We start from the raw sequence: 22,637 nt of genomic DNA, 5'->3' as shown, positions 1-22,637 counted from the left end.
GCGGGGGACAGCTGGCGGGTCGTCTCCCAGAGCAATACGTACGACACCGTCGCCGGGCGGCTGGTGAAGGTCGACGACTACGGCGACAACTCCACGGGCACCGACAACCGGTGCACCCGCACCACCTTCGCCACCAACACCGCAATGAACATCCTCGGCCTCCCCTCCCGCGAGGAGACCGTCGCCGTCAAGTGCGACGCCACTCCCGACCGCGCCGAGGACGTCATCACCGACACCCGCACCGCCTACGACGGCGCGGCCTACGGCGCGGCTCCCGCCAAGGGCGACGCCACCGCCACCGCCGTCCTTGAGAAGCACGACGGCACCACGGCCCGCTACCTCGAATCCGGCACGACCTTCGACGGCTACGGCCGCCAGCTCACGGCCACTGATCTGACCGCCGACGTCACGGTGACCGGCAGCGGCACTCCCGCCCGCGACGAGCGTGACGACGGCCGCACCACAACCACCGCCTACAGCCCGACAACCGGCTTCGCGGCCAAGGTCACCACGACCACGCCTCCTGCCGAGAAGGGCGACGCGAGCACTGCACAGAAGTCCGTCACCGAATTCGAGCCGCATCGGGACCAGCCAGTCGCCGAAGAGGACACCAACGGCAAGCGGACCCATCTCAAGTTCGACGCGCTGGGACGCGCCTGGCTTGTATGGCTATCCAACCGCAGAACAACGCAGCATCCGAACTACCAGTTCAACTACCACATCGAGGAGGGCAAGCCCGCTGCCGTCACCACCCGCACACTGAACACTGGCGGTGGCGACCAGATCGCCTCCTACACCGTTTACGACGGCTACCTGCGTGAGCGGCAGACCCAGGCACCCGGCCCAGACGGCGGCCGTCTCCTCACCGACACCTTCTACGACGAGCGCGGCCTGAAGGTGAAGACCTTCGCCCCGTACTACACCGAAGGCGCCCCGTCCCGGACGCTCTTCGCGCCTGAGGACGCGCTGAGCGTGGAGACACAGACCCGGGTGACCTACGACGGACTGGGCCGGGAGACCGAATCACGCCAGATCGCCGGGAACGGCGATGGCGGCGAAATCCTCGGTATCACCAAGACGATTCACAACGGCGACCGCACCACCGTCATCCCACCCGAGGGCGGCACCGCCACCACCACCCTCAACGACGCTCGCGACCAGACGACCCAACTGCGTCAACACCACGCCCGCGCACCCGAAGCCGCCTACGACACCACCACCTACGCCCACACACCGCGCGGTGAACTGGCCAAGATGACCGACCCCGCGGGCAACAAGTGGACGTACGCCTACGACCAGATGGGCCGGAAGACCGGCACGACGGACCCGGACAAGGGGACCACGACCAGCACCTACGACGATCGCGGCAATGTCACATCCACCACCGACGCCCGCGGCACAAAGCTGGTCAACGTCTACGACGACCTCAACCGCCGCCGCGAACTGCGCGAAGACTCCGCCTCCGGTGAACTACGCGCCAAGTGGACCTACGACACCATCTTCGGCGCCAAGGGGCACCTTGCGGAGTCGACACGCTACGTGGACGGCAACGCCTACACACGGCAGATCACCAAGTACACAAGGCTGTATGAGGTGGAACGGGCGTCCACAACCATCCCCGAATCCGAAGGCGCTCTGGCGGGCACTTATCAGGAAGGCACAGCCCGCTACATGAACGGCCTCGTGCGCGGGCGCAGCTTCTCCACCGTCGGCAACATCCTTGGCAAAGGATGGAGCCACACCTACGAGGACCAGACGCTGCGCCCGCTGGCTGTCTTCACCAGCGGAGCACGGGCGGACGCCACATACTCTCTGACGGGGAAGCCGCAGCAGTTCGCCCTGAGCGGCACGGGCGGGGCGAAGAAGTCCTGGGTCACCAACACCTACGACTGGGGCACCCAGCGCCTGGAGACCTCGCGGGTGGACCGCCAGGACGTGCCGGGTGTCGACCGGCACAACACCTACCGCTACGACCAGGCCGGCAATGTCCAATCGCTCTCGGACGTCTCCCGCGACGGCACCGACACCCAGTGCTTCACCTACGACTACCTGCGCCGCCTCACCGAAGCGTGGACGGAAGCGAACAAGGCCTGCGCGGCAGCGCCCGCCGAGGCCACCGTGGGCGGGCCCGCCCCCTACTGGCACTCCTACACCTACGACAAGGCGGGCAACCGCCTCACCGAAACCCAGCACGACCCGGCCGGAAACCTCTCCCAGGACACCAAGCGCAGCTACACCTACCCCGAGCCGGGCAGCCCGCAGCCGCACACCCTCGCCTCCGTCACCCGCACCGGACCCACCGGCTCGGCGAAGGACACCTACGGCTACGACGAAACCGGCAACACCACCACCCGCACGCTGGGCGGTGACGCGCAGAAGCTGACCTGGGGCGCGGAAGGCCGCCTCGCCAAGGTCACCGAACCGGTCGAGGGCGGTGAGGACAAGACCACCGAGTACGTCTACGACGCTGAAGGCAACCGCCTCATCTCCCGCACCTCGGACGGCAGTACCTTCCACTGGGGTGACCACACCGAAGTCACCGTGGCCAAGGGCTCCTCCACCCGCAAGGCCACGCGCTTTATCCCGCTCGGCGGCGGCCACCAGGCCGTCCTCGCGGACGACGGCACCTGGACGATCACTGTCGCCGACCACCACGGCACCGGCCAACTCGCCATCGACGCGGCCAGCCTGGACCTGACCGCCCAGCGCCGCAGCCTGCCCTTCGGCAGCCCCCGCGGTGCGGAACCGGCCTCCTGGCCCACCTCCCGCGGCTTCGTCGGCGGCATCGACGACACCAAGGACACCGGCCTCACCCACTTGGGCGCCCGCGAGTACGACCCCGCCACCGGCCGCTTCATCTCCGTCGACCCGCTCATGGACCTGGCAGATCCCCAGCAGATCCACGGCTACACCTACGGCAACAACAACCCACTGACCTACAGCGACCCCACCGGGAAGATGTTCGCCGGCAACGACGGAATGGGCTATGGGGTCGTCCTCGATGCCAACGGAAAGGGTCGTCTCTCCAACTATGGCCCCCCACGCAAAAAGACCTGGGGAGGCGACCCCCGCACAGGCGGCACTGAACATCGTATGACCCAGGCCCGCGCCTCCGGGAAATGGCTCCCGCCTAAGTACTACCAGACGACATGCAGTGCTCAGCACGGGTGTACCGAGACCCGGTACGAACCCGCCGCACCGAAAAAGGCTCGAGGCCTTCTCGGCACCGCTAAGGTCTTCGGCTCCCTCTTCTTCGACCCCGGCGCCTGGAAAGGCTGCATAGGAAGTTTCGAAGGAACTTCCTGCCTCGCCGCCGTCGGCGACATTCCCGCCCTCAAGTGGCTCAAGGGCCTCAAGGGACTCAAGGGGGGCAAGCCCGGGCGCGCGGGTAAGAAGGCCGCCAAGGAGTGCCGACGCCCCAGCCACAGCTTCATCCCTGGCACCCAGGTGCTCCTGGCCGATGGCACTCGCAAGGACATCGAGGACGTCCAGCTCGGTGACAAGGTCCTGGTCACCGACCCCGAGACCGGTAAGACCACCACCCGTGAAGTCGTCGGGACCATCGTCACCGAGGACGACAAGCACTTCACCGACCTCACCATCGCCACCGAGGACGGCCCCGCCTCCCTCATCTCCACCACCACCCACCCCTTCTGGTCCCCCTCCGAGGACAAGTGGGTAAACGCCGGCGACCTCGCCGCAGGCATGACCCTCCGCACCCCCGATGGCGACACCGTCACCCTCACCGCCACCCGCCTCTTCACCAAGCACCAGCGCACCCACGACCTCACCATCAACAACACCCACACGTACTATGTGCTGGCAGGGACCACGCCAGTGCTCGTGCACAATGACAGTGGATTCGACTGGGAGAAAGAGCTCGAGAATCTCAAGAAGGGCTGGGACTCGGGTGATCTCGATGACGACGGCTACCATGCGCCGCGAGGAAACCAGGCAGAGAACAAGGAATTCAAGGATGCGCTGCGCGAGATCGAACGAAACCTCGGTCGGGAGATAACGCCCACAGAGCGTCGATCCCTGCACGATAGAATCACTGGGCAGGGGTACGGCTATCACCGAATCGTGGAAGAGGGAAAGGGGTTGTTCGGTGGCTGCTAACGATCAGATGGCTGAGATCCAACGACTCCTCCAGGGCGCGAAAGTTCACTCCGTCGGTAGGGCTGCAGACTTGGGTGTGGTTGAGTTTGCCGGGCTTCGTGGCGACGTGATCAATTTCCACATACAGTGTCCTTTCCGGATCTTGCAGGAGGGGAAGGTGATTCTGGGGTCTCGCGACATGAGGTACCCGCAACGGGGGGAGGGTTCGGAATCATTTGAACAGTTCAGGACTGTCTATGATTCACGGGCCGCGACGTTGAATGGGATCTTCGAGCGGCTTCGACCGGCTGTGGCGGAGGTGAGATTCGGCGAATCCGGACATCTCGCTGTGGGTTGGGAACCTCGTTTTCGGATCGAGGTCTTTCCTGACTGTTCCGGCCGTATGGAAGCCTGGAGAGTCTTCCTGCGGGGAGGTCCTCACTACGGGTTTCCCCAGGGCGCCATCTGAGCTGGGGGCCGAAGGATTCATCCGAGCTGAATCCTCCAGCCCTAGTACTGTCTCGAACAGGGATTCACCCGGTTGCGTTCCCGACCGGCGACTGGGAATGGCTGGCGGAAATCTCGTAGCTATTGAAACGGGGCCCTCCCGAACTCAAGTCCTCGGGAGGGCCTCATGCCGTTTGACGGCAACGGTGAGGGCAACGTCAGCGGACGACGGCTGCGGTGGGCGGGTCGTCGGGGATGTCGTTGACAGGACCGAGGGCGCCGTTCAGGGCACCGATGGCTTGGCGTTGGAGGCCGGAAGCCTTACGTGGGTGTAGACGCCAGCGGTGACGCCGATGTGAGCGTGGCCCAACAACTCTTTGAGGACGACGAGGTCCACGCCCTGCTCCGGGAGCAGGGTCGCGGTCGAGTGACGCAGGTCGTGGAAGCGGATGCGGCGGAGTCCGGCCCGATCGATGAAGCTGCGGAAGCGGCGGGTGAGGTTGGCAGGGTCGAGAGGCCGGCCAGTCGGTGTGGTGAAGACGAGCCCGCTGTCGCTCCAGTCCGACCCTGCTGTCTTTCGCTCCTTCTCCTGCCGTCCCCTGTGCTCCTTGAGGGAGTGGAGGCACTCGGTCGGGAGGGCGATACGGCGTTCGGACGCCCGGGTCTTGGTGGGCAGGTGGGTGAGGCCGCCGGTGCGGGTGCGTTGGAGCGAGCGGCGGATGGCGGCCGTGCCTGCGTTGAGGTCGAGTTCTTCCCCAGTGGAGGCCGAGGAGTTCGCCCTTGCGGAGTCCGGTGCTGCCTCAGGGCACCTCGGTCACGGTGGCTACCGAGGCGGCGGCCGCGCAGTAGGCGGCGCTGTACGCACCGGCAGCGGAAGCAGCGGTGTGTCCCAGGGCCAGTGTCACCAATCCATTCGACCCCCTCAGAGGCATCTTCCCTGAGCCCAGGAAGTGGCTCAGCGACGATGGCTCGAGCCTGCTGAAAGAACTAGTGTCCTGAGTCGTTAATTCGCTGGCAGTATGCGGCGAGGGTGTCGAGGATCTGGTCGGCGGGTTTGGTCCAGATGAACGGCTTGGGGTCTTTGTTCCACTCGTTGATCCACTGCTGGATGTCGCGCTCCAGCTCGGTGACGCTCCGATGTGCGGATCTGCGGAGCTTCCGGTTCGTCAGTTCGGTGAACCAGCGCTCGACGAGGTTGAGCCAGGATGCGGAGGTCGGAGTGAAGTGCCCAGGCCGTCCGCGACCTGCGCATTCGACCGGCCCTCCGCACACGCCAGCACAATCCTCGACCTGAGCACCAGCGCCTGAGGAGCCGTCTGCTTCCTCAACCAGCCCCGCAACACACGGCGTTCATCATCGGACAGCACCACAGGCAACGGCTTCGGACCAGGCATCACCCCACCCTACAACCGCCAACGAAACCATGACTCAGGACGCTAGGCGCGGCGGGCGTCGCGCAGAGCGCCGAGGGTGCGCGAGTAGGAGCGGGACGGTGTTGACTCAGGAGATCATCGATGCTTGGAGATAGCCCAGTGAGCAAGGACGGTCAGGTCGTTGACCTGAAGTTCATGGCGGCGCAAGGAGAAAATGTTGAGGTGTGTTTCGAGCCGGTAGGAACTACTTTCTCCCTCAGCGATGGCGAGTCGATCTTTCTCCGAACGGTCATCGCAAACGTTGCCTCGCTTGAGATTATCTCGTGGCCCAAGGGAATTGGCGTTTGGGTTCCATATCCCGGCAATTACACGATCCTTGACTCAGAGGGTAATGAAATCGATACGCTCTGACCTTATCTTGTGAGATAGGCGAGCCGCTCGGGATGCACTGTGGCGAATGGGTGAGAAGGCCCAACCAGCGTCACCGGGCGTGAATCGACGTGTGCAGCTCCACCAGGCACCGTCTGGTGGGGCTTCAGCGTCGTGTGACGGGCAGTGGTTAACGGCGACGTCGGTGCACGAGGGCCGTGCAAGGTGGTGATTCTTCGCATCGCTATCGAGGACGACGAGCACTTCACCGACCTCACCATCGCCACTGAGGACGGCCGGGCGTCCCTCATCTCCACCACCACCCACCCCTTCTGGTCCCCCTCCGAGAACAAGTGGGTCAACGCCGGCGACCTGACCGCAGGGATGACCCTCCACACCCCCGACGGCGACACCGTCACCCTCACCGCCACCCGCCTCTTCACCAAGCACCAGCGCACCCACGACCTCACCATCAACAACACCCACACGTACTATGTGCTGGCTGGGGCCACGCCGGTCCTCGTTCACAACGCAAATTGCATAGTAGGAACCAAGCAATTTGATCATGCCTGGGGTCAGCATTCGCATGGAGGGGCTTACCACAAGGATGGAAAGGCGGAGAACGTATTCGCTGGAGGGATCGATAAGACCCGCTTCCGGGGTATGGTGGACGAGGCCATCAAGAACGGAACACAAATCCCTAGGTCCAAGTCGGACCCTCGGGGTGGGTATTACATCGACCACAATTTCGGTGATGTGGAAGTCGGCGCAATGGGCCAAAACGGCATGAGGGTCGCCGTTGATGGCGAAGGTAATTTCGTAACTGCAATGCCAAGGTTCATGTTCTAGGTGATGAGATGATTTCGTTTACATTCCTACCTCGCGTGGATGATCCATCCTGGAATGTCGATGGCCTGCCGGGTATCTCGGCCCGCACACTTACCGCCAATGACCTCACCTTTCACTACTTCAAATCAGACGTAGTGATCGGTGATGGGAGCAGCGAGATCCAATTGAGGACGCCCGGGCTACCTGTAGTTGACTTCGTCCTGATGCTTGTCCAGCTTTACCGCGAAGTCATGTTGTCCGGTGAATCTATTGTGGAATCTTCGCAAAGTCAGGATTCTATTTCGGCAGTAAGGCGGGATGGCGTAGTGGAGGTCTCCTATAGCTTTTCTGGCGTGATATCGACGATCCCCCTGTGTGAATTTAAAGAGACTCCAAGGCGTACTCTGCGGTCGGCCTTGGAAGTCCTGTATTCCGCTCATGAGGACTTGAGGTCCAATGACTATCTGATCAGTCTTACTGAACTAGTCCGGTCGGATTGATTAGAGTTCTGACTGCCTGCAAGAAACTCCAACCAGTAGCCCCGCTGAGTTGCGCCCGGCGGGGCTGTTGGGGTTCTTGACGGCAACGTCAGCGGACGGCTGCTGAGGCAGACGTTTCGTCACCATCGTCGTCGGCTGGACCGAGGGCGCTGTCGAGGGTGTCGATGGCCTGGCGCTGGAGGCGGAGCCGGACGTGGGCGTAGACGGTGGCGGTGACGCCGATGTGGGCGTGGCCGAGGAGTTCCTTGATCACGACGAGTTCGACGCCCTGCTCCAGGAGCAGGGTCGCGGTCGAGTGGCATAGGCCGTGGAAGCGGATGCGGCTGAGCCTTGTCCGGTCGAGGAGGCGGCGGAATCGGCGGGTGAGGTTGGCGGGATCGAGGGGGAAGCCATGGCGGCTGCCGAAGCGGGATGCGTCCAAACTTTCTTCACGTCTTCAAGGCGGGCCCGCTGACGCGGACCCGCGCGCGGCCGGGACGCGGGCCTGGCCGCTTCGGCGCCGCCCCGTCTGCTCGAACCGGCCCCTGGCCGCACAAGACCAGCAGCCTGGACGTTCGGAAGGCGTCAGGGCTCGCGACGCGCCAGCCCCCGGCAGGCCGTGCCAGCCGGGGGCTGGCACATGCCGACTTCCGCCTCGTCGGATGGCTGGGCGGCACGCGTGTTCGGTGGGTCGCTCATGGCAGCGGAACCCAGTGTCAGCAGGCGAGAGGGCCCGTATGCTGGCCAGGTACCGCCCGTCGAGGTCACACTGGGACTTTCCGGTCGGACGAGGAGGTGAGAGGGATGAGCGTTGCCATCGACCACGTCGGGCCCTGGACTGTCGCCGACGTCCTGGCCCTGCCTGAAGACCGCACCATGCGCTACGAGCTGCTGGGGGAGTCCCTCGTAATGTCCCCCGCTCCCGGCGTCCGCCACCAGCGGGCCTCGTTCCGCCTCCACGTCGCCTTGGATGCGGCCGCCCGGGCCATCGGCGCGCCGGTGGAGATCCTGGAGGGCGTCAACGTCGTCCTTCCGTCCGGGTTGGTCGTGCCTGACCTGGTCGTGGCCGACGCCGGCGCTACCGCCGACGACCCCGTCACCGTCGACATCGACGCGGTCCAGCTCGCCGTCGAGCTTGTCTCTCCCGGCAACCGCACCATGGACCGCAAGGTCAAGCCCATGCTGTATGCGGAGGCTGCCGTCCCGCATTTCTGGCGCCTGGAGTTCGACCCGGCCCCGATGCTCGTCGTCTACGAACTGGAAGGCGGCCGGTACGTGGAGCGGACGACCGCTCTCGCGGGTGCGACCACTCATTTGGACGCCCCGTTCCCTATGGCAATCGATCCGGCTGGACTCTCCCGCCAGTAGATGCCGCTTGGCGGCAACGCTGACGATGGCCGGCCCCGCCGACGATGGACGCCAGTAGATTTCCCCGAACCCGTAGGCCGGTGCCCACCTGCGGAGACGCAGGTGAGAAGGGGGCACCCAGCACACGTTCTAGGTGCTGGCGGGGACCACGCCAGCACTCATTCACAATTCCGGGCCGTGTGGAATCTCGATACGTCGCAAGAAGGATGGTGATATCGGTTAAATACGCCGATGGGTAGAAGGCCAATCCGAATTGACGCCAGCGTCGGGGGGAGTGCTTGATGTCTCTGATTCGTTCGAGCGACCCAGACTTCCGGGTGTGTCAGGTCAGCTTCGATATGCTGCTCGCGATCCAATTGGAGGCGGAGGGGCGAGGCTGGGCAACTCGATGGTCCTCGGTGGACGCGCTCCGCAGCCAGGTCAGAGAAGGCGCCGTCGTCCTCCAGTCGCTGATGCGCGAGGAGCAGGGAGGGGCCGTGCGGGCATACCGATGTCTCGTGCTGTTCTCGACCAAGGATGACCGGGGTGCTGGCGGAATTGCCTCGATCGACCTTGATCCGGCAAAGCTCGAATCGCTGGAGCGAATCGATCGAGACCCGGTCGTTCGGAGGGCTCTCGCGCGGATGTTCTCCCTCGCGATGGGCGGAATTTCGATGGCCTCCAAGGAGTAGCGACCGGTGGGGCTTGGGGGAGCGGTTGCCTTCGGTGGGGAGTGCGATGCGGCGTTCGGAGGCCCGCGTCTTGGTACGGATGGTCAGCCGCCGCCGTCGGTGTGCGGGATGGCGCGCTGCTTCCAGTATGCGAGCGGGAGTGGCGAGCTCCTGGCGCACGTAGGTGATGAAGCGCGCCCACCGCGCAGAGGGGCGTGTTGCGCGGGTGCGGTGGTCAGTGGAGGCGATGTGAGGTGAGCGCGTTGATGAAGGCGTGCCAGACGGGGGAGGGGACGACGAGGGTGCCGAGGGAGCGGGCCTTGGTGTCCCGGATGGCTATGGATGCCGGGTCTGCGCACCGGCACTCAAGGCAGTTCCCGGTGTCCGTGCCTGAGTAGCTGGACTTGATCCAGCGGGGATCGTCCGCGCTGTGCCTCGTCATGTCGTTGCCTCATTCCGCCCGCTGGGCGTGCTCGTGTGCCAGGCGCTGGAGGAGCGCTTTGGTTTGCGGGGACGATAGCGCGAGTGCGCGGAGGTGCTCGAAGAGCAGCTTGTAGCGGCGTACTTGGTCGGCATCTTCCAGCCACAGCCCGTCGAACCGGTGGTCGAGGAGGACCATGTCGAGGCCGACGTCGTGCGGGTACGACAGCACGCAGAACGGGCCGTCGAGGCCCGGGTATGCCCCGGCTTCTGCTGGGACGACGTGCACGGAGACGTGAGGAGGCCGACTCATCTCCACCAGGTACTGGAGCTGTTCGGCCATCACCTCCGGGGTGCCGATTCGTCTGTGCAGTGCCGACTCGTCTATGACCGCCACGTACTGGGGCGGTGCGTCGGCGTCGAAGACGCGTTTGCGCTCCATCCGCAGCCGTACCCGTGCCTCGATGGCCTTCGGTTCGCTCACCACGCCGCCGCCCGCGATCAGTGCTCGGGTGTACGACTCGGTCTGGAGCAGGCCGGGGACGAGGGTGGATTCGAAGTCCAGAATCCTTTCGGCCTCTGACTCCATGTCCAGAAGGTCGCCGGCGCCCGGTCGCAGGATGTCGGTGTACTGGTGCCACCAGGTCCGCTTGCGGCTTTCCCGGGAGAGGACCGCCAGAGCCCGCCGCTTGGCCGGGTCGCTGACCGCGTAGAGCTTGAGCAGGGTCTCCAGATCCAGTTTGCGTACGCCGGATCTGCCCAGTTCCATGCGGGAGATCTTCGTGACGTCGCAACTCAGCGCCTCGGCAGCGTCCTTGGGTGTGAGTCCAGAGGTTTCCCGAAGGGCGCGCAGCTCCGTGCCGAGGCGTCGCCGCCTGGCCGTTCGTCGCTGGTCGGATGGCACGTCAACCTCCTGCTGTTCGGCGCCAGTCTGCACCATCTGACGAGAGGAGAAGCGCGGCATATGCGGTGAGAATGTGCCAGGTAGCGTGTCTTGCGACCAGGTAGAACGCAATGTTGCAATTTACCCACAGGCGCTGGCAGTCTACCCGGTGTGTACGCAGAGCATCCGGCGGCGGACACGGAGTCATGATCCGGATGACGGACCAACGCGCGCCGTTGAGGCGTTGGAGGGCTCATGTCAGTCACTCACCGGGCAGACGAAACCGATCACGCCTCCTACAGCTGGCAGTTGATCGTGAAGCTCGAGGAGCTGGCGCACTTCCGGCGGTTGGCGGGGTGTGTGATGAGGGAGTGGGGGCAGTGCCGGCGGGTGCGCGAGATGGTGCTGCACGGGGTCACCGAGCTGCTCGCCAATGTGCACCAGCATGCTGATGATCCGAGGTGCCTGCTGGAGATCGTGTGGAGGGGGGAGGCGATCCATGTGACGGTCTTCGACGGTTCGTCCCGGCTGCCTGTCGTGGAGAAGCCGGACTGGTGTTCGGAGAGCGGGCGCGGACTGTGGCTGCTGCGTGAGATGGCCGACGGCTTCGGTTACGGGCCCGCTCCCGGTGGTAAGCGGGTGTGGATCCGCGTGGAGGTGGGAGACGTGGCTGCGGGCGGGATCTGACTGGACTCCGATGGGCCTGACGGTTCAGCCTGTTCCTCGCCAGTCGAGGACCATGATGGTGGCGTCGTCCTCCAGTTGGCCGTCGTTGGCGTCCAGGACGGCGGTGGTCAGGTTCAGTGCCGCCTCCCGGGGATGGAGGCCCCGTGAGTTCCTGAGTACGTCGGGCAGAACGACGTCTTCGGCACCGCGTTCGAGCATGCCGTCGGTGAGCATGACCAGCCGGTCGCCGGGGCGCAGGTCCAGGCTCTGGACCTGGTAGGTGTGGGGGAAGGGCAGGCCGAAGGGCTCATCGGCTGCGAGAGTGACTTCCTCCACCCGGCCGTCACGTACCCGCAGGGGCCAGGGATGGCCGGCGTTGACGAACTGGTTCCGGCCATCGCTCATGTCGATGCGCAGGAGTTGCCCGGTGGCGTGGCCCTTGCCGTAGCCGAGGAGGGCTTGGTCGGCCTCGCGGGCTTGTTCGGCCAGGCCGGCGCCCGCCCGGCGGGCGCGACGGAGGGCGCTCATGAGGACGATGGACATGAGGGCGGCGTAGAGGTCGTGTCCCATGGGGTCGGTCACCGAGAGATGGAGAGCCTCGCGGTCCAGGGCGTAGTCGAAGGTGTCTCCGCTGATGGTGGCGGAGGGTTCCAGTGCGCCGGCCACCGTGAATTCGGCTGTCTCGCAGGTCAGGGAGGGGGGCAGCAGTTGGTGCTGGATCTCTGCGGAAAGGCTGATGGGGGTGGTGCGCTTGCCCCAGGTGTAGAGGTCGGTGAACCTCTGGTTGACGATCACGATGTAGGCCAGCGCACGCGCCGCTTCGCGCACGGCATGCAGTACCTGATCATCGGGAGCGGTCGGGAAGGTCAGCTCCAGCAGCCCGATGGCGTCTCCCCGGTGTGTCACCGGAGTGATCACCCGCTGGCCGCGGGCGACCGGGTCCTGGTACAGCTGCTGGGTGCGCACCACCTGTCCGTAGACACCGCCGATCAGGTCGATGCGGTCGGCCTCCTGGCCGGACTCGACGCTGCCGACGCTGCCGGCGGTGCTCAGCCGCACCACCGCCTTGCCGGTCAGGTCGACGATGAGGAAGGACACGGTCTCGGCACGGAAACGTCGGCGCAGGTCCTCGGTGACCACGTCGACGGACTCCGCCGGGGCCGCCGCCTCTGCCGTCCTGAGCAGCCCCGGAAGCTGGATTCCGTCGTCAGTCATGATGCCTTCTCCCGCCGGATACGTTCCTGCAGCCACTCGCGCGATCTGCATCCCACGGTCCTGGGGCGAACCGTGATCAACCCGAAGTCCTCGTCTCGTCAACCAGCCTCATATACGCCATTATGTCGGAATCGGAAGGTCCCGCAGTGCAGGAGGGGCATCCCGGCAGCAGGTGAGCCTACGAGCACGCCATGCGGACCAGCGGCTCGCACCGCATCGCGGCCGTTTGCCGCTGCAGCGGGGTGACGGGGAAGCGCCCGGCGTTTGGGTGGGCGGTGCGCTGACCGGCGGGGCGGAGGTCGGCACGCCCCGCCGGTCAACGGACAGGCTGATCAGGCGGTGGTGCAGGGGGTGCCGCTGAGGGTGAATGCGGTCGGGGCGGCGTTGGTGGTTCCCTTGCTTGCTGTGAAGCCGACGGTGACCGAGTCGGTGGCGGGGATGGTGGAGGTGTAGGGCGCGGCGGCGATGCTCACCGTGCCGCCGTCCTGGGTGGGGGACCCGCCCCACGCGTTGGTGACGGTCTGGCCGTCGGCGAAGGCGAAGCCGAGGGTCCAGTCGCTGATGGCGGTGGTGCCGGAGTTGCGGATGGTGATCTCGCCCTGGAAGCCGCTGCCCCACTCGCCGACGACGCTGTACCTGACGGAGCAGCTCACGCCGGGTGTGCTGCCGCCCTCGTCGGTGGTGACGCTCACCGGGTCCGAGCGGGCTGAGCGGTTCCCGGCCGCGTCGCGGGCGTACGCGGCGAAGGTGTACGCCGTCTCGGCGGTGAGGCCGCTCACGGTGACGGCGTTGGTGACGGAGGAGGCGACCGTGGTCTCCGAGTCGCCGTCGACACGGACGATGTCGTAGCCGGTCACGCCCACGTTGTCGGTGGCGGCGCTCCAGCTGAGGGAGACGGAGGTGGCCGTGACGGTGGAGGCGGTCGGGGTGCCTGGGGCGGTCGGGGCCTGGGTGTCGCTCGGGCCGCCGTCGTCGAAGATGGTGGCTTCCCGGGCGGTCTGGGCGATGCCGTTCGCGCCGTGGAAGATGCGCTCGCCCCAGGAGCTGAGCTGATCCGGGTCGTAGTCGATCACCAGGTCGAGGATCGGGTCGGTGTTGCCGCTCCAGGACCAGGCGAGGTAGCCGAGCTGGAGCTGCTCGGCGGCGGCCATCATGGCGTCCTCGTCCGGGTCGCCGTACTGGTCGGGCGGGCCGCCGAACTCGCCGATGAGGAGGGGCAGTCCGGCGTCGACGAAGGCGTTCAGGTAGTCGCTGACCTTCGCGGCGGTGTCGTACACGCTGTACATGTGGATTGAGAAGATCAGGTTGCCGGTGGGGTCGGCGTCGTAGACGGATTGGGCGTTGGCGCGCATGACGCCTTGCCAGTCCTGGCCCCAGTTGGGCGCGTCCACCATGATCGTGTGCTCGAACCCGGTGGCGCGCAGCTTCTCGACGGCGGCGATCGTGGGGTCCGTCCAGCCCTCGGGATTGGTGTTGCCCCAGGGCTCGTTGCCGATGTTGATGATGATGTAGTTCTCTTCGCCGGTGAGCACGTCCTGCAGGCCGATCCAGTAGTCGGCCGCCTGGTCGAGCGAAGCGGCAGCGGCCTCCTCGCCGTAGCCGGTGGTGTCGTGCACCTCCAGTACGCAGATGAGCCGGTTGGCCTTGCACTCGTCGACGACGCCCGCGACGTCCTCGGGACCGTTCTCGCTCCAGCGGTGGCCGTTGGAGAGGACGACGCGGACGGTGTTGGCGCCCTGCGCCTTGATGTCGGACAGCGACTGCGTTTCGCCCGGGTACCAGGTGTGCGCGTCGTTGACGCCGCGCATGACGAAGTCGTTGCCGTTGCCTTCGACTAAGCGGCCGTCGCTGATGTGGAGACCGGTGGCAAGGGTGGTGCCGGGTGGCTGGGCCTGGGCGGAGACCGGGAAGAGGGCACCGAGCAGGACGAGCCCGAGGAAGGTGGCCAGTCCGGTCAGCAGGGCGCTGACGGGGTTCTTTCGTGTGGTGCTTCGTGCTGTTCTCACTGCGCCTCCAGGGAGTGAGCGCCGAGAAACTCAGGCATCGGGGGAAGGGTCTGCGAGCAGTTTGGGAGCGCTCCCATAAACGCACCATGTCCGTAACGCGTCAAGACATCGCGCACACTCCGGTGGTGATGAGTGACACCCGGCGACCGTGCGACGCGGCGCCGTCGAGGCTGGGTTGCCTGTTGTGGTCAATTGCTTGCGAAGGGTTGAATAGCTGGAGTTACAATAGCTGGAGTTATACAAGATGTGAGAGGTTCCGTTTGATGGAGAAACCGGCTGGGATGTTCGACCGGAGCTTTGAGTGGGCCGAGCTTGCCCGGTTCGCCGGTCAGCGGGGCCCGGAAGCCACGCTCGGTGTCGTGTCGGGCAGGAGACGGCAGGGCAAGACGTTCTTGCTGGATGCCCTGGTCCGGGCGACCGGCGGTTTCATGTTCACCGCCACGGAGACCACCGAAGCCGATGCGCTGCGCCAGTTCGGTGAGGCGCTGGCCGACCACCTGGGGGAGCCCACGCCCTTCCGGTTCACACACTGGGACGAGGCGATCACCCAGCTCATGCGTGTCGCGGCGGAAGGGCGCCCGAAGACCGTCGTCATCGACGAGTTCCCGTTTCTCGCCCGGACGTCCCCCGCGCTGCCTTCCCTGATCCAGCGAGCCCTGGACCCGACGGCGCAACGGTCCAACACGCCTGTACGGCTGCTGCTGTGCGGGTCGGCACTGTCCTTCATGGGGAAGCTGCTCTCGGGGAACGCGCCACTGCGGGGCCGAGCAGGTCTGGAACTGGTGGTGCCGACGCTGGACTTCCGGCTTGCGGCGGAGTTCTGGGGGATCGAGGACCTTCCTACCGCTGTTCTCACCAACGCCATCGTCGGCGGCACGCCCGCGTACCGCCGGGAGTTCGTCCAAGGCGATGTGCCCCATGGCCGGGGCGACTTCGACGACTGGGTCGCCCGCGCCGTGCTCAACCCGGCTCGCCCGCTGTTCCGGGAGGCACGCTACCTGCTGGCCGAGGAGCCGGACTTGCATGATGCCGCGCTCTATCACTCCGTCCTGGCGGCGATCGCGGACGGGAACGCCGCACGCGGCGGGATTGCCGGATACCTGGCCCGGAAGTCCACGGATCTGGCCCACCCGCTCGGTGTCCTGGAGGACGTCGGGATGGTGCGCCACGAGCCGGACGCCTTCCGGCGCAATCGCTCCGCGTACCGCATCGCCGAACCGCTGGTCACCTTCTACCACGCGGTGATGCGCCCGGTCTGGGGTGACCTTGAGCGTCCGGGGCGCGCTTCGGCGGTATGGGGCCGTGCCGCAGGTACGTTCCGCAGCAAGGTCGTCGGCCCGCACTTCGAGGGTTTGTGCCGGGAGTGGGCGCGCTGGTACGCGGCGTCCGGAAGTTGCGGCGGCACACCTTCCCGCGTGGCGAGCGGGACGGTATCCGATCCGGTTGCCCGGACCAGCCATGAACTGGACGTCGCCGTCTTCGGGCAGGGTGAGAACGGAGGCGAACGGCTGCTGGCCATCGGGGAGGCCAAGTGGCAGGAGAAGGTCGGTCTCGGGCACCTGCGCAGGCTCCAGCACATGCGGGGCCTGCTGGCGGCGCGTGACCAGGGCGGGGCGGACGATACGCGGCTGCTGTGCTTCGGTGGCGCGGGGTTCTCGGACGAGCTGCGCAGGGCGGCGGAGCAGGACGCGACTGTTCAACTGGTTGACTTGGAACGCCTGTACTACGGCGAGTGACTCCATGACCGGCCGGGGTGGCGCGCCAGGACCTCGGGGCCTGGCGCGCCGGGAAGAGGGTGGCGCCGCCGCCGGGCAGTGGTGTCAGGCGTGGTCGACGAGTTCGGTGCGGCCCTTCATACGGGCGCAGTGGGCGCAGCAGAAGAACTCGCCGTCCGCCTCCAGGCCGTGGCCCAGGATGCGGCACTGGCAGTTGTCGCAGACCGGGGCGAGCTTGTGGGCGGCGCACTCGAAGCTGTCGAAGACGTGTACCGCGCCCCCCGCTCGTACTTCGAAGGACATCGCGTAGTCGTTGTGGCAGACCTCGCAGGTGGCCATTCCGATCACTTCTTCCTGCTGTAGGGGAGGGGCAGGGCCCAGGACACCGCATCCGCCGCCCCGGCTGTGCCGCACCGGGCCGGGGCCCGGGGGCGGAATCACCCGTCCGGCTGACCTACCGTCCCGACGCTGACGCGGGAGCGGCGGGCTTTACGGCACACGCGGCGGCAGGCGGTGCAGTGCGACCTGGGCCAGGCGGGTACCCAGGACCTCGGCGGTCATGTACCGCGCACGGCCTCGGACGTCTGCGGCTGTATGTCGATTTCTGTATAGTCGCGTTCGTGACCGAGTGGCACATTGCGATTGAGCCTGAGGTCCGGCAGTGGCTGGAGCTCCTGTCGGACGTCCATTACGACAAGGCCGAGCGGGCCGTCGATCTGCTCGCAGCAGCGCCCACCACATTAGGGGAGCTGTACTCCCGCCACCTGGGCGGAAGCGTGCGTGAGCTGCGATTCACCATGGACGGCAACGCGGTGCGCATCACGTACTGGCTCGCGCCTGGTCGGCGCATCGTGCTGCTGACGGTGTTCCGCAAGGCCCGTCAGCGCGAGAGTTTCGAGGTCGAGCGGGCGCAGCAGGCCCAGAAGGTGTGCGAAGCAGACCACGACCCGGCCCAACACAACTACGACCGGACCAGAGGGGGAAGGCCGTGAACCACTCCGAGTGGAAGACCCGTCGGACCAGGAAGCTGCTGGGGGAGACGGTCGAGGAGTCGGCGGCATACACCGAGGCCGGATACGCCTTCGCACTGGGCCAGGCGGTCTACGACCGGCGGACCGCGCTCGGTCTGTCGCAGGCCGAGCTGGCGTCGCGGGCCGGTATGACCCAGCCACAGATCTCGCACATCGAGGGTGGCGATTCTGTGCCCACCCTGCCTCTTCTCACCAGGCTGGCCAGCGCTCTGGACGCCTCGCTGACCATCGATCTGGACGGCGAGGCTTCGGCTTTCGTCTTCACGGCCCACGAGGGTGGACATTCCTCAGCGGCGTGACCTCCCAGGCGGCAGGCGGTGCAGTGCGACCTGGGTCAGCTGGGTACCCAGAACTTCGGCGGTCATGTAGGTGCAGTGGGGCTGGCGGCGGCGGTCCGTGGGGGAGCCGGGGTTGAGGAGGCGCAGGCCGTTGGCCGCCGTGCTGTCCCAGGGGATGTGACTGTGCCCGAAGACCAGCACGTCGGTGTCCGGGAAGCGTTCGGCGCAGCGTCGCTCCCGGCCGCGTGCCGGGCCGGTCTCGTGGACCACCGTGAAGCGCAGGCCGTCCAGCCGTACGTGTGCCTCCTGGGGCAGCCGGGCCCGCAGCTGCGGCCCGTCGTTGTTGCCCTGGACGCCGATGACACGGCGGGAGCGCTCCTCCAGCAGGTCGAGGGCGGCGGTGTCCACCCAATCGCCCGCGTGGATCACCACGTCCGCGTGCGGGATGCGGTCGAGGAGTTCTGCGGGAAGCTCGCGGGCGCGGCGCGGCAGGTGGGTGTCGGAGATCAGCAGCAGGCGCACGCGGCCACCGTAACCACCGGCGGGCGGGTGGGCGAGGTGTGCCGGTCGGGGCACTGCCTCCGACGGTGATGTCCGATTCCCGCTAGCTTGGACCGTACCGCCAGGCGCAGACTGGGGGACGTGATGACAGAAGACAGCAGGTACGAGGCGGTACGGAGCCGGGATGCGCGCTTTGACGGCGTGTTCTTCCTCGGTGTGACCACCACCGGCATCTACTGCCGTCCGAGCTGCCCGGCGGTCACCCCGAAGCGGGAGAACGTCCGCTTCTATCCGTCGGCGGCCGGCGCCCAGGGCGCGGGGTTCCGCGCATGCCGCCGCTGCCGCCCGGACGCGGTGCCCGGCTCGCCCGAGTGGGACGTACGGGCCGACGTGGTCGGCCGCGCCATGCGCATGATCGCGGACGGGGTCGTGGACCGTGAGGGCGTGGCCGGACTGGCCACCCGGCTCGGCTACAGCTCCCGCCAGGTGCAGCGGCAGCTGACGGCTGAGCTGGGAGCGGGCCCTGTCTCCCTCGCGCGGGCTCAGCGCGCGCACACGGCGCGGCTGCTGCTCCAGACGACTCCGCTGGCGGTCACGGAGATCGCGTTCGCGTCCGGTTTCGCGAGCGTCCGGCAGTTCAACGAGACCGTCCAGGAGATCTACGCGACGACCCCGAGCGGCCTGCGCGCGGCCCGGCGCGGCGGACTCGGCTCGGCCGGACCCGCCAAGGACGCCAAGGACGCCAAGGAGGACACGCCGTGCGCCGGGGTGCCGCTGCGGCTCGCCTACCGGGGCCCCTACGCGGCACGGCAGATCTTCGACTTCCTCGGGCTGCGCGCGATCCCGGGCATCGAGGAGATGACGGGCACGGCGCCCGGCAGGACATACCGGCGGACGATGAACCTCACCTACGGCACCGGCGTCATGGAGGTCGACGAGGTCTCGCAGGGGACGGCGAGCGGCAGCCACAACTGGCTGGAGGCCCGACTCAGGCTGGCCGACCTGCGCGACCTCACCGCCGCCGTGCAGCGGGTGCGGCGCCTCTTCGACCTGGACGCGGACCCGTACGCGGTCGCCGAGCGCCTCGGCGGCGACCCGGCGCTCGGGCGGCTGCTGACCGCCGCCCCCGGGCTGCGCTCGCCCGGCGCCGCCGAACCGCACGAGCTGGCCGTACGGGCGGTGCTCGGGCAGCAGATCACCGTCGGCGGGGCGCGCACGCTGGCCGGGACGCTGGTCGGCGCGTACGGGAAGCCGCTCTCCGCGCCCGACGGCGGTCTCACCCACCTCTTCCCCGAGCCCGGGTCGCTGGCCGACGCGCCGTTCGGGGAACTCGGCATGCCGCAGTCGCGCAAGAAGACGCTGCGTACGGTCTCGGCGGCCCTCGCCGACGGCACCGTCACGCTCGACCCGGGCGCGGACCGCGACAAGGCGGAGCGTGCCCTGCTCGCGCTGCCCGGCATCGGCCCCTGGACGGCCGGGTACATCCGGATGCGCGCGCTCGGCGATCCCGATGTGTTCCTCCCCGGGGACGCGGGCGTGCGGCACGGGCTCGCGGCCGTCGGCGTGGACGTGGAGCACGCGGAGCGGTGGCGGCCCTGGCGGTCATATGCTCTGCACCACCTGTGGAACGCGCTTCAGCCCGCGCCGTCGGCGTCCGCGTCGCGCGCCGGGTCCGCACCCACATCCGTATCGACACCCGTGTCTACGAAGCAGGAGAGCGCGTGATGCTGTACGCCACCCATCCCAGCCCGCTGGGCGAGCTGCTCGTCGCCGGGCCCGAGCCCGGCGCCGTCGCCTCCATCACGGTGCCCGGCCAGAAGCGCGGGGCGACGGTGCAGCCGGACTGGCGGCGGGACGACGGCGCGTTCAGCGCGGTGGCCGAGCAGTTGGACGCCTACTTCGCCGGTGACCTCAAGGAGTTCGACCTCACCCTCGCCACCCGCGGCACCGACTTCCGGGAGCGCGTGTGGGCGGCGCTCGACGAGATCCCGTACGGCTCCACCGTGACCTACGGCGGGCTCGCCGCGATGGCCGGACTGGACCCGCGCGCCGTACGGGCGGTCGGGGGCGCGGTGGGCTCCAACCCGCTGACCGTCGTGCACCCGTGCCACCGGGTCATCGGTGCGGACGGGACGCTCACCGGATACGCGGGCGGCCTGGACCGCAAGCGGCAACTGCTCACGCTGGAAGGTGTGCTGGGGCAGGAGGAGCTCCAACTGCCGCTCTACGTAAGCCAGTAGCGGGCGGGCGGGGGAGGGGCAGGCAAGAACGGTGGGGTGCTCAGTCGTCCTCCAGGCCCCAGCTGTGGATCCAGCGCGGATGGATCCGGATGACCTCCTTGCTGAAGTGCGCGCCCAAGTCGTGAGGGCCGGTGAGGAGTTCGGCCTCGCCCCGCAGCTCCACGCCGCGCACCTTCCACGGCTTGACGCTGACCAGATCGTCCACGACGAGCGCCAGCTTGGGATTCGCCTGCAGATTGCGCCACTTCTTCGTCGTCCCCAGCGTGAAGCCGCCCACCCAGACGGTGCCGTCGTCACGGAGGAAGAAACCGACCGGGTTCGCCTGGGGCTGGCCGCCGGGGTCCACGGTGGCGAGTCTGCCCAGACGTTGGCCGCTCAGATACGCGTGCTCCGCCTCGCTGAGTGTCTTGTTCCTGGTGGTATCCGTCATGCTGCCAGACTCACATGGCGGACGGAGTGCCGCAGCACTTCGGCACAGCACGTCGCCGCGGCGCGGAGCTTCACCCGAGCAGGCCCCTCGCCCGCCCCCTTCGGGGACAATGAGGCCATGAGTGATCAGGGGGAGCGGCAGGGGCCGCGCATCGAGGAACAGCAGGACTGGTGGCGCGAGCTGTACGACGCGAGCGCCCGGGACACGGGGCGGTCGGCGGCGGGCGACACGCTCGACGACCGCTTCGCTTCAGTCACCAGCACCGTCGCGGGGCCCGAGTCCGGGGAGGGCGACGGCGAGACGGGGAGCGACGGCGCCCGTGGCGACGACGGCCGTGGGGGCGCCGCGGAGGACGGCGGGCAGGCAGTGAAGGAGGGGAGCGGGCCGACGGGAGCGGACCTGCGCCCCGAAGAGGACGGGACCGCCGGGGAGCCGTGGGAGCCGGAACTGCCGTGGGAACCCGAACTGCCGTGGGAGCCGGAGCTGCCGTGGCCGTCCGAGGAGCCTGTGCGGGATTCGTCGGCCACGACCACGGCCACGATCGCGGCCACGGAGGAACGGGTGACGCCCGAGGCCGCCGTGCCCGAGCAGCCGCGGGCGGCCGAGCAGCGGACGGTGTCCGAACAGCTGGCCGGGCCGGAAGCGTCACGCGCGGACGGACCACCCCGGACCACAAAGCGCGCCACCGTGGCCCCGGCGGCACGCGCCCAGCCGGGCGAGGCGCCCGCCGCCGACCCGGCGGCCCTCTCCAGCCTGGTGCCGGACACCGTTCTCGACGGCGCACTGCATGGCGCCCTCGGGCTGCGGGCGGTCTCCGTACGCGGCGACACGGCGCGGCTGGGCGGCGAACCCCGCCGGGACGCGTTGCTCACCGCGCGCTTCGGCTCCGGGGGCCGCGCCCTGCTGCTGGTGGTCGTGGCCACCGGTACCGGGGCGGCGGCCGGTGCGCACCTGGCCGCGCGGGAAGCGTGCCACTCACTCGGGGAGGCGGTGGGGCGCAACCACGAGCGGCTGGCCGAGGACATTCTCGCGGGGCGCCGTGGCGCGCTCAAGTCCGGTCTGAAGCGGCTCACCGACCGCAGCCACAGCCAGCTGCGTGCGCAGGCCACGGCGCTCGGTTCCGGCTCGGCGGAGCATGGTGCCGATCTGCGCTGCCTGCTGCTCCCCGCCGCCCCGGACTGCGCGACACGGCTGTTCTTCGGGATGGGCTCGGGCGGCCTGTTCCGGTTGCGCAACGGCGTCTGGCAGGACATCGAGCCGCAGATCAGCGACGTCCCGCCGCCGGACAGCGGGCCCGGCCTGGACGGTCATCCGCCCGAGAGCGCGGCCGGGACTCCCGGGCCGGAGCCGCGTCCCACGGTGAACCTGGGCATCGCGACACCGGACGCGCCGGGGCTGCCGCAGCCGGTGCCGTTCCGGTTCCGCGCCTCCGTCGCCCGCCCCGGCGACATGCTGCTGCTCAGCGGTGCGGGCCTCGCCGAACCACTGCGTGGCAACACGGAGTTCGCCGACTCGCTGGCCGCACGCTGGCGCGACAGCTCGGAGCCGCCGGATCTTGCCGCCTTCCTGGCGGACGTACAGGCGCCGGTGAACGGCTACGGCGGCGACCGTACGGCCGCCGCCGTCTGGGAGGGGTGACT

At 67.8% G+C, this 22,637-nt stretch carries 20 protein-coding genes and 3 pseudogenes; 13 read left to right on the top strand and 10 right to left on the bottom strand.

What is annotated here, in order from left to right; genetic code table 11:
• A partial coding sequence (locus LHJ74_RS30535) for a polymorphic toxin-type HINT domain-containing protein (protein ID WP_260221486.1) occupies positions 1 to 4,119 on the top strand: 4,119 nt, incomplete at its 5' end.
• 644 nt (positions 4,120 to 4,763) lie between these two features.
• Here LHJ74_RS30535 and LHJ74_RS30530 read toward each other — a convergent pair.
• Positions 4,764 to 5,339 (bottom strand): annotated as a pseudogene (locus LHJ74_RS30530) (site-specific integrase); the annotation flags it as partial.
• A 193-nt stretch (positions 5,340 to 5,532) separates the two neighbouring features.
• Positions 5,533 to 5,772, bottom strand: a pseudogene (locus LHJ74_RS30525) (IS630 family transposase); the annotation flags it as partial.
• A gap of 305 nt (positions 5,773 to 6,077) precedes the next feature.
• On the opposite strand from LHJ74_RS30525, the gene LHJ74_RS30520 reads away from it, so the two are divergent.
• The 3 genes from LHJ74_RS30520 (at position 6,078) to LHJ74_RS30510 (ending at position 7,615) form a co-directional block, all read left to right on the top strand.
• On the top strand, positions 6,078 to 6,329 hold the full coding sequence (locus tag LHJ74_RS30520) for a hypothetical protein (RefSeq protein ID WP_260221485.1): 252 nt from the start codon (positions 6,078 to 6,080) through the stop codon (positions 6,327 to 6,329).
• A gap of 186 nt (positions 6,330 to 6,515) precedes the next feature.
• Positions 6,516 to 7,136, top strand: coding sequence for a polymorphic toxin-type HINT domain-containing protein (locus LHJ74_RS30515; protein ID WP_260221484.1), 621 nt, complete (start codon positions 6,516 to 6,518; stop codon positions 7,134 to 7,136).
• 35 nt (positions 7,137 to 7,171) lie between these two features.
• On the top strand, positions 7,172 to 7,615 hold the full coding sequence (locus LHJ74_RS30510) for a hypothetical protein (protein ID WP_260221483.1): 444 nt from the start codon (positions 7,172 to 7,174) through the stop codon (positions 7,613 to 7,615).
• Positions 7,616 to 7,703: 88 nt separating this feature from the next.
• Here the strand turns inward: LHJ74_RS30510 and LHJ74_RS30505 are convergent.
• Positions 7,704 to 8,021: pseudogene (locus LHJ74_RS30505) on the bottom strand (tyrosine-type recombinase/integrase); the annotation flags it as partial.
• Between the two features lie 377 nt (positions 8,022 to 8,398).
• Here LHJ74_RS30505 and LHJ74_RS30500 point away from each other — a divergent pair.
• Together LHJ74_RS30500 and LHJ74_RS30495 are read left to right on the top strand one after the other, a co-directional pair.
• Positions 8,399 to 8,962, top strand: a complete 564-nt coding sequence (locus tag LHJ74_RS30500) for a Uma2 family endonuclease (RefSeq protein ID WP_260221482.1) — start codon at positions 8,399 to 8,401, stop codon at positions 8,960 to 8,962.
• Positions 8,963 to 9,243: 281 nt separating this feature from the next.
• Entirely contained in the window at positions 9,244 to 9,633 is a 390-nt protein-coding gene (locus LHJ74_RS30495) for a hypothetical protein (RefSeq protein ID WP_260221481.1), read from the top strand.
• A gap of 214 nt (positions 9,634 to 9,847) precedes the next feature.
• Here LHJ74_RS30495 and LHJ74_RS30490 read toward each other — a convergent pair whose 3' ends face one another.
• Together LHJ74_RS30490 and LHJ74_RS30485 are read right to left on the bottom strand one after the other, a co-directional pair.
• Positions 9,848 to 10,054, bottom strand: a complete 207-nt coding sequence (locus tag LHJ74_RS30490) for a DUF397 domain-containing protein (RefSeq protein ID WP_260221480.1) — start codon at positions 10,052 to 10,054, stop codon at positions 9,848 to 9,850.
• Between the two features lie 9 nt (positions 10,055 to 10,063).
• Complete coding sequence (locus LHJ74_RS30485) at positions 10,064 to 10,936, bottom strand: helix-turn-helix domain-containing protein (RefSeq protein ID WP_260221479.1); 873 nt, start codon at positions 10,934 to 10,936, stop codon at positions 10,064 to 10,066.
• A gap of 234 nt (positions 10,937 to 11,170) precedes the next feature.
• On the opposite strand from LHJ74_RS30485, the gene LHJ74_RS30480 reads away from it, so the two are divergent.
• Positions 11,171 to 11,602: an ATP-binding protein gene (locus tag LHJ74_RS30480; RefSeq protein WP_260221478.1), complete on the top strand. Its 432-nt coding sequence runs from the start codon at positions 11,171 to 11,173 to the stop codon at positions 11,600 to 11,602.
• Between the two features lie 24 nt (positions 11,603 to 11,626).
• Here the strand turns inward: LHJ74_RS30480 and LHJ74_RS30475 are convergent, their stop codons facing one another.
• Together LHJ74_RS30475 and LHJ74_RS30470 are read right to left on the bottom strand one after the other, a co-directional pair.
• The gene (locus LHJ74_RS30475; RefSeq protein ID WP_260221477.1) at positions 11,627 to 12,796 is read right to left on the bottom strand and encodes a PP2C family protein-serine/threonine phosphatase; all 1,170 of its coding nucleotides are present in this window, start codon (positions 12,794 to 12,796) and stop codon (positions 11,627 to 11,629) included.
• A 332-nt stretch (positions 12,797 to 13,128) separates the two neighbouring features.
• The gene (locus tag LHJ74_RS30470; protein WP_260221476.1) at positions 13,129 to 14,802 is read right to left on the bottom strand and encodes a cellulase family glycosylhydrolase; all 1,674 of its coding nucleotides are present in this window, start codon (positions 14,800 to 14,802) and stop codon (positions 13,129 to 13,131) included.
• A gap of 263 nt (positions 14,803 to 15,065) precedes the next feature.
• Between LHJ74_RS30470 and LHJ74_RS30465 the strand changes: the two genes are divergently transcribed.
• Complete coding sequence (locus LHJ74_RS30465) at positions 15,066 to 16,538, top strand: AAA family ATPase (protein WP_260221475.1); 1,473 nt, start codon at positions 15,066 to 15,068, stop codon at positions 16,536 to 16,538.
• Positions 16,539 to 16,622: 84 nt separating this feature from the next.
• Here the strand turns inward: LHJ74_RS30465 and LHJ74_RS30460 are convergent, their stop codons facing one another.
• On the bottom strand, positions 16,623 to 16,856 hold the full coding sequence (locus LHJ74_RS30460; protein WP_260221474.1) for a metallothionein: 234 nt from the start codon (positions 16,854 to 16,856) through the stop codon (positions 16,623 to 16,625).
• Positions 16,857 to 17,137: 281 nt separating this feature from the next.
• Between LHJ74_RS30460 and LHJ74_RS30455 the strand changes: the two genes are divergently transcribed.
• Complete coding sequence (locus tag LHJ74_RS30455) at positions 17,138 to 17,509, top strand: type II toxin-antitoxin system RelE/ParE family toxin (protein ID WP_260221473.1); 372 nt, start codon at positions 17,138 to 17,140, stop codon at positions 17,507 to 17,509.
• Complete coding sequence (locus LHJ74_RS30450; RefSeq protein WP_260221472.1) at positions 17,506 to 17,847, top strand: helix-turn-helix domain-containing protein; 342 nt, start codon at positions 17,506 to 17,508, stop codon at positions 17,845 to 17,847. Before LHJ74_RS30455 ends, LHJ74_RS30450 begins: the two co-directional genes overlap by 4 nt.
• Here the strand turns inward: LHJ74_RS30450 and LHJ74_RS30445 are convergent.
• On the bottom strand, positions 17,836 to 18,348 hold the full coding sequence (locus LHJ74_RS30445; RefSeq protein WP_260221471.1) for a metallophosphoesterase family protein: 513 nt from the start codon (positions 18,346 to 18,348) through the stop codon (positions 17,836 to 17,838). The genes LHJ74_RS30450 and LHJ74_RS30445 overlap by 12 nt on opposite strands.
• Before the next feature lie 123 nt (positions 18,349 to 18,471).
• On the opposite strand from LHJ74_RS30445, the gene LHJ74_RS30440 reads away from it, so the two are divergent.
• Both LHJ74_RS30440 and LHJ74_RS30435 read left to right on the top strand, forming a co-directional pair.
• Entirely contained in the window at positions 18,472 to 20,052 is a 1,581-nt protein-coding gene (locus LHJ74_RS30440) for an AlkA N-terminal domain-containing protein (protein WP_260221499.1), read from the top strand.
• On the top strand, positions 20,052 to 20,567 hold the full coding sequence (locus LHJ74_RS30435; protein ID WP_311203373.1) for a methylated-DNA--[protein]-cysteine S-methyltransferase: 516 nt from the start codon (positions 20,052 to 20,054) through the stop codon (positions 20,565 to 20,567). Before LHJ74_RS30440 ends, LHJ74_RS30435 begins: the two co-directional genes overlap by 1 nt.
• 40 nt (positions 20,568 to 20,607) lie before the next feature.
• Here the strand turns inward: LHJ74_RS30435 and LHJ74_RS30430 are convergent, their stop codons facing one another.
• Complete coding sequence (locus LHJ74_RS30430) at positions 20,608 to 20,997, bottom strand: PPOX class F420-dependent oxidoreductase (protein ID WP_260221469.1); 390 nt, start codon at positions 20,995 to 20,997, stop codon at positions 20,608 to 20,610.
• Between the two features lie 117 nt (positions 20,998 to 21,114).
• On the opposite strand from LHJ74_RS30430, the gene LHJ74_RS30425 reads away from it, so the two are divergent.
• On the top strand, positions 21,115 to 22,635 hold the full coding sequence (locus LHJ74_RS30425) for a protein phosphatase 2C domain-containing protein (protein WP_260221468.1): 1,521 nt from the start codon (positions 21,115 to 21,117) through the stop codon (positions 22,633 to 22,635).
• Positions 22,636 to 22,637: the final 2 nt, after the last annotated feature.

The sequence above is a fragment of the Streptomyces gossypii genome (assembly GCF_025165795.1).
GTDB lineage: Bacteria > Actinomycetota > Actinomycetes > Streptomycetales > Streptomycetaceae > Streptomyces > Streptomyces gossypii.
Note: the sequence above shows the minus strand (reverse complement) of the source record. Positions and strands in the feature narration are given on the sequence as shown.

Coding starts and splice junctions, on each gene's coding strand:
- LHJ74_RS30500 (WP_260221482.1), top strand. CDS start 8,399: ATGAGCGTTGCCATCGACCACGTCGGGCCCTGGACTGTCGCCGACGTC.
- LHJ74_RS30495 (WP_260221481.1), top strand. CDS start 9,244: ATGTCTCTGATTCGTTCGAGCGACCCAGACTTCCGGGTGTGTCAGGTC.
- LHJ74_RS30490 (WP_260221480.1), bottom strand. CDS start 10,054: ATGACGAGGCACAGCGCGGACGATCCCCGCTGGATCAAGTCCAGCTAC.
- LHJ74_RS30480 (WP_260221478.1), top strand. CDS start 11,171: ATGTCAGTCACTCACCGGGCAGACGAAACCGATCACGCCTCCTACAGC.
- LHJ74_RS30475 (WP_260221477.1), bottom strand. CDS start 12,796: ATGACTGACGACGGAATCCAGCTTCCGGGGCTGCTCAGGACGGCAGAG.
- LHJ74_RS30465 (WP_260221475.1), top strand. CDS start 15,066: ATGGAGAAACCGGCTGGGATGTTCGACCGGAGCTTTGAGTGGGCCGAG.
- LHJ74_RS30460 (WP_260221474.1), bottom strand. CDS start 16,856: ATGGCCACCTGCGAGGTCTGCCACAACGACTACGCGATGTCCTTCGAA.
- LHJ74_RS30440 (WP_260221499.1), top strand. CDS start 18,472: ATGACAGAAGACAGCAGGTACGAGGCGGTACGGAGCCGGGATGCGCGC.
- LHJ74_RS30435 (WP_311203373.1), top strand. CDS start 20,052: ATGCTGTACGCCACCCATCCCAGCCCGCTGGGCGAGCTGCTCGTCGCC.
- LHJ74_RS30430 (WP_260221469.1), bottom strand. CDS start 20,997: ATGACGGATACCACCAGGAACAAGACACTCAGCGAGGCGGAGCACGCG.
- LHJ74_RS30425 (WP_260221468.1), top strand. CDS start 21,115: ATGAGTGATCAGGGGGAGCGGCAGGGGCCGCGCATCGAGGAACAGCAG.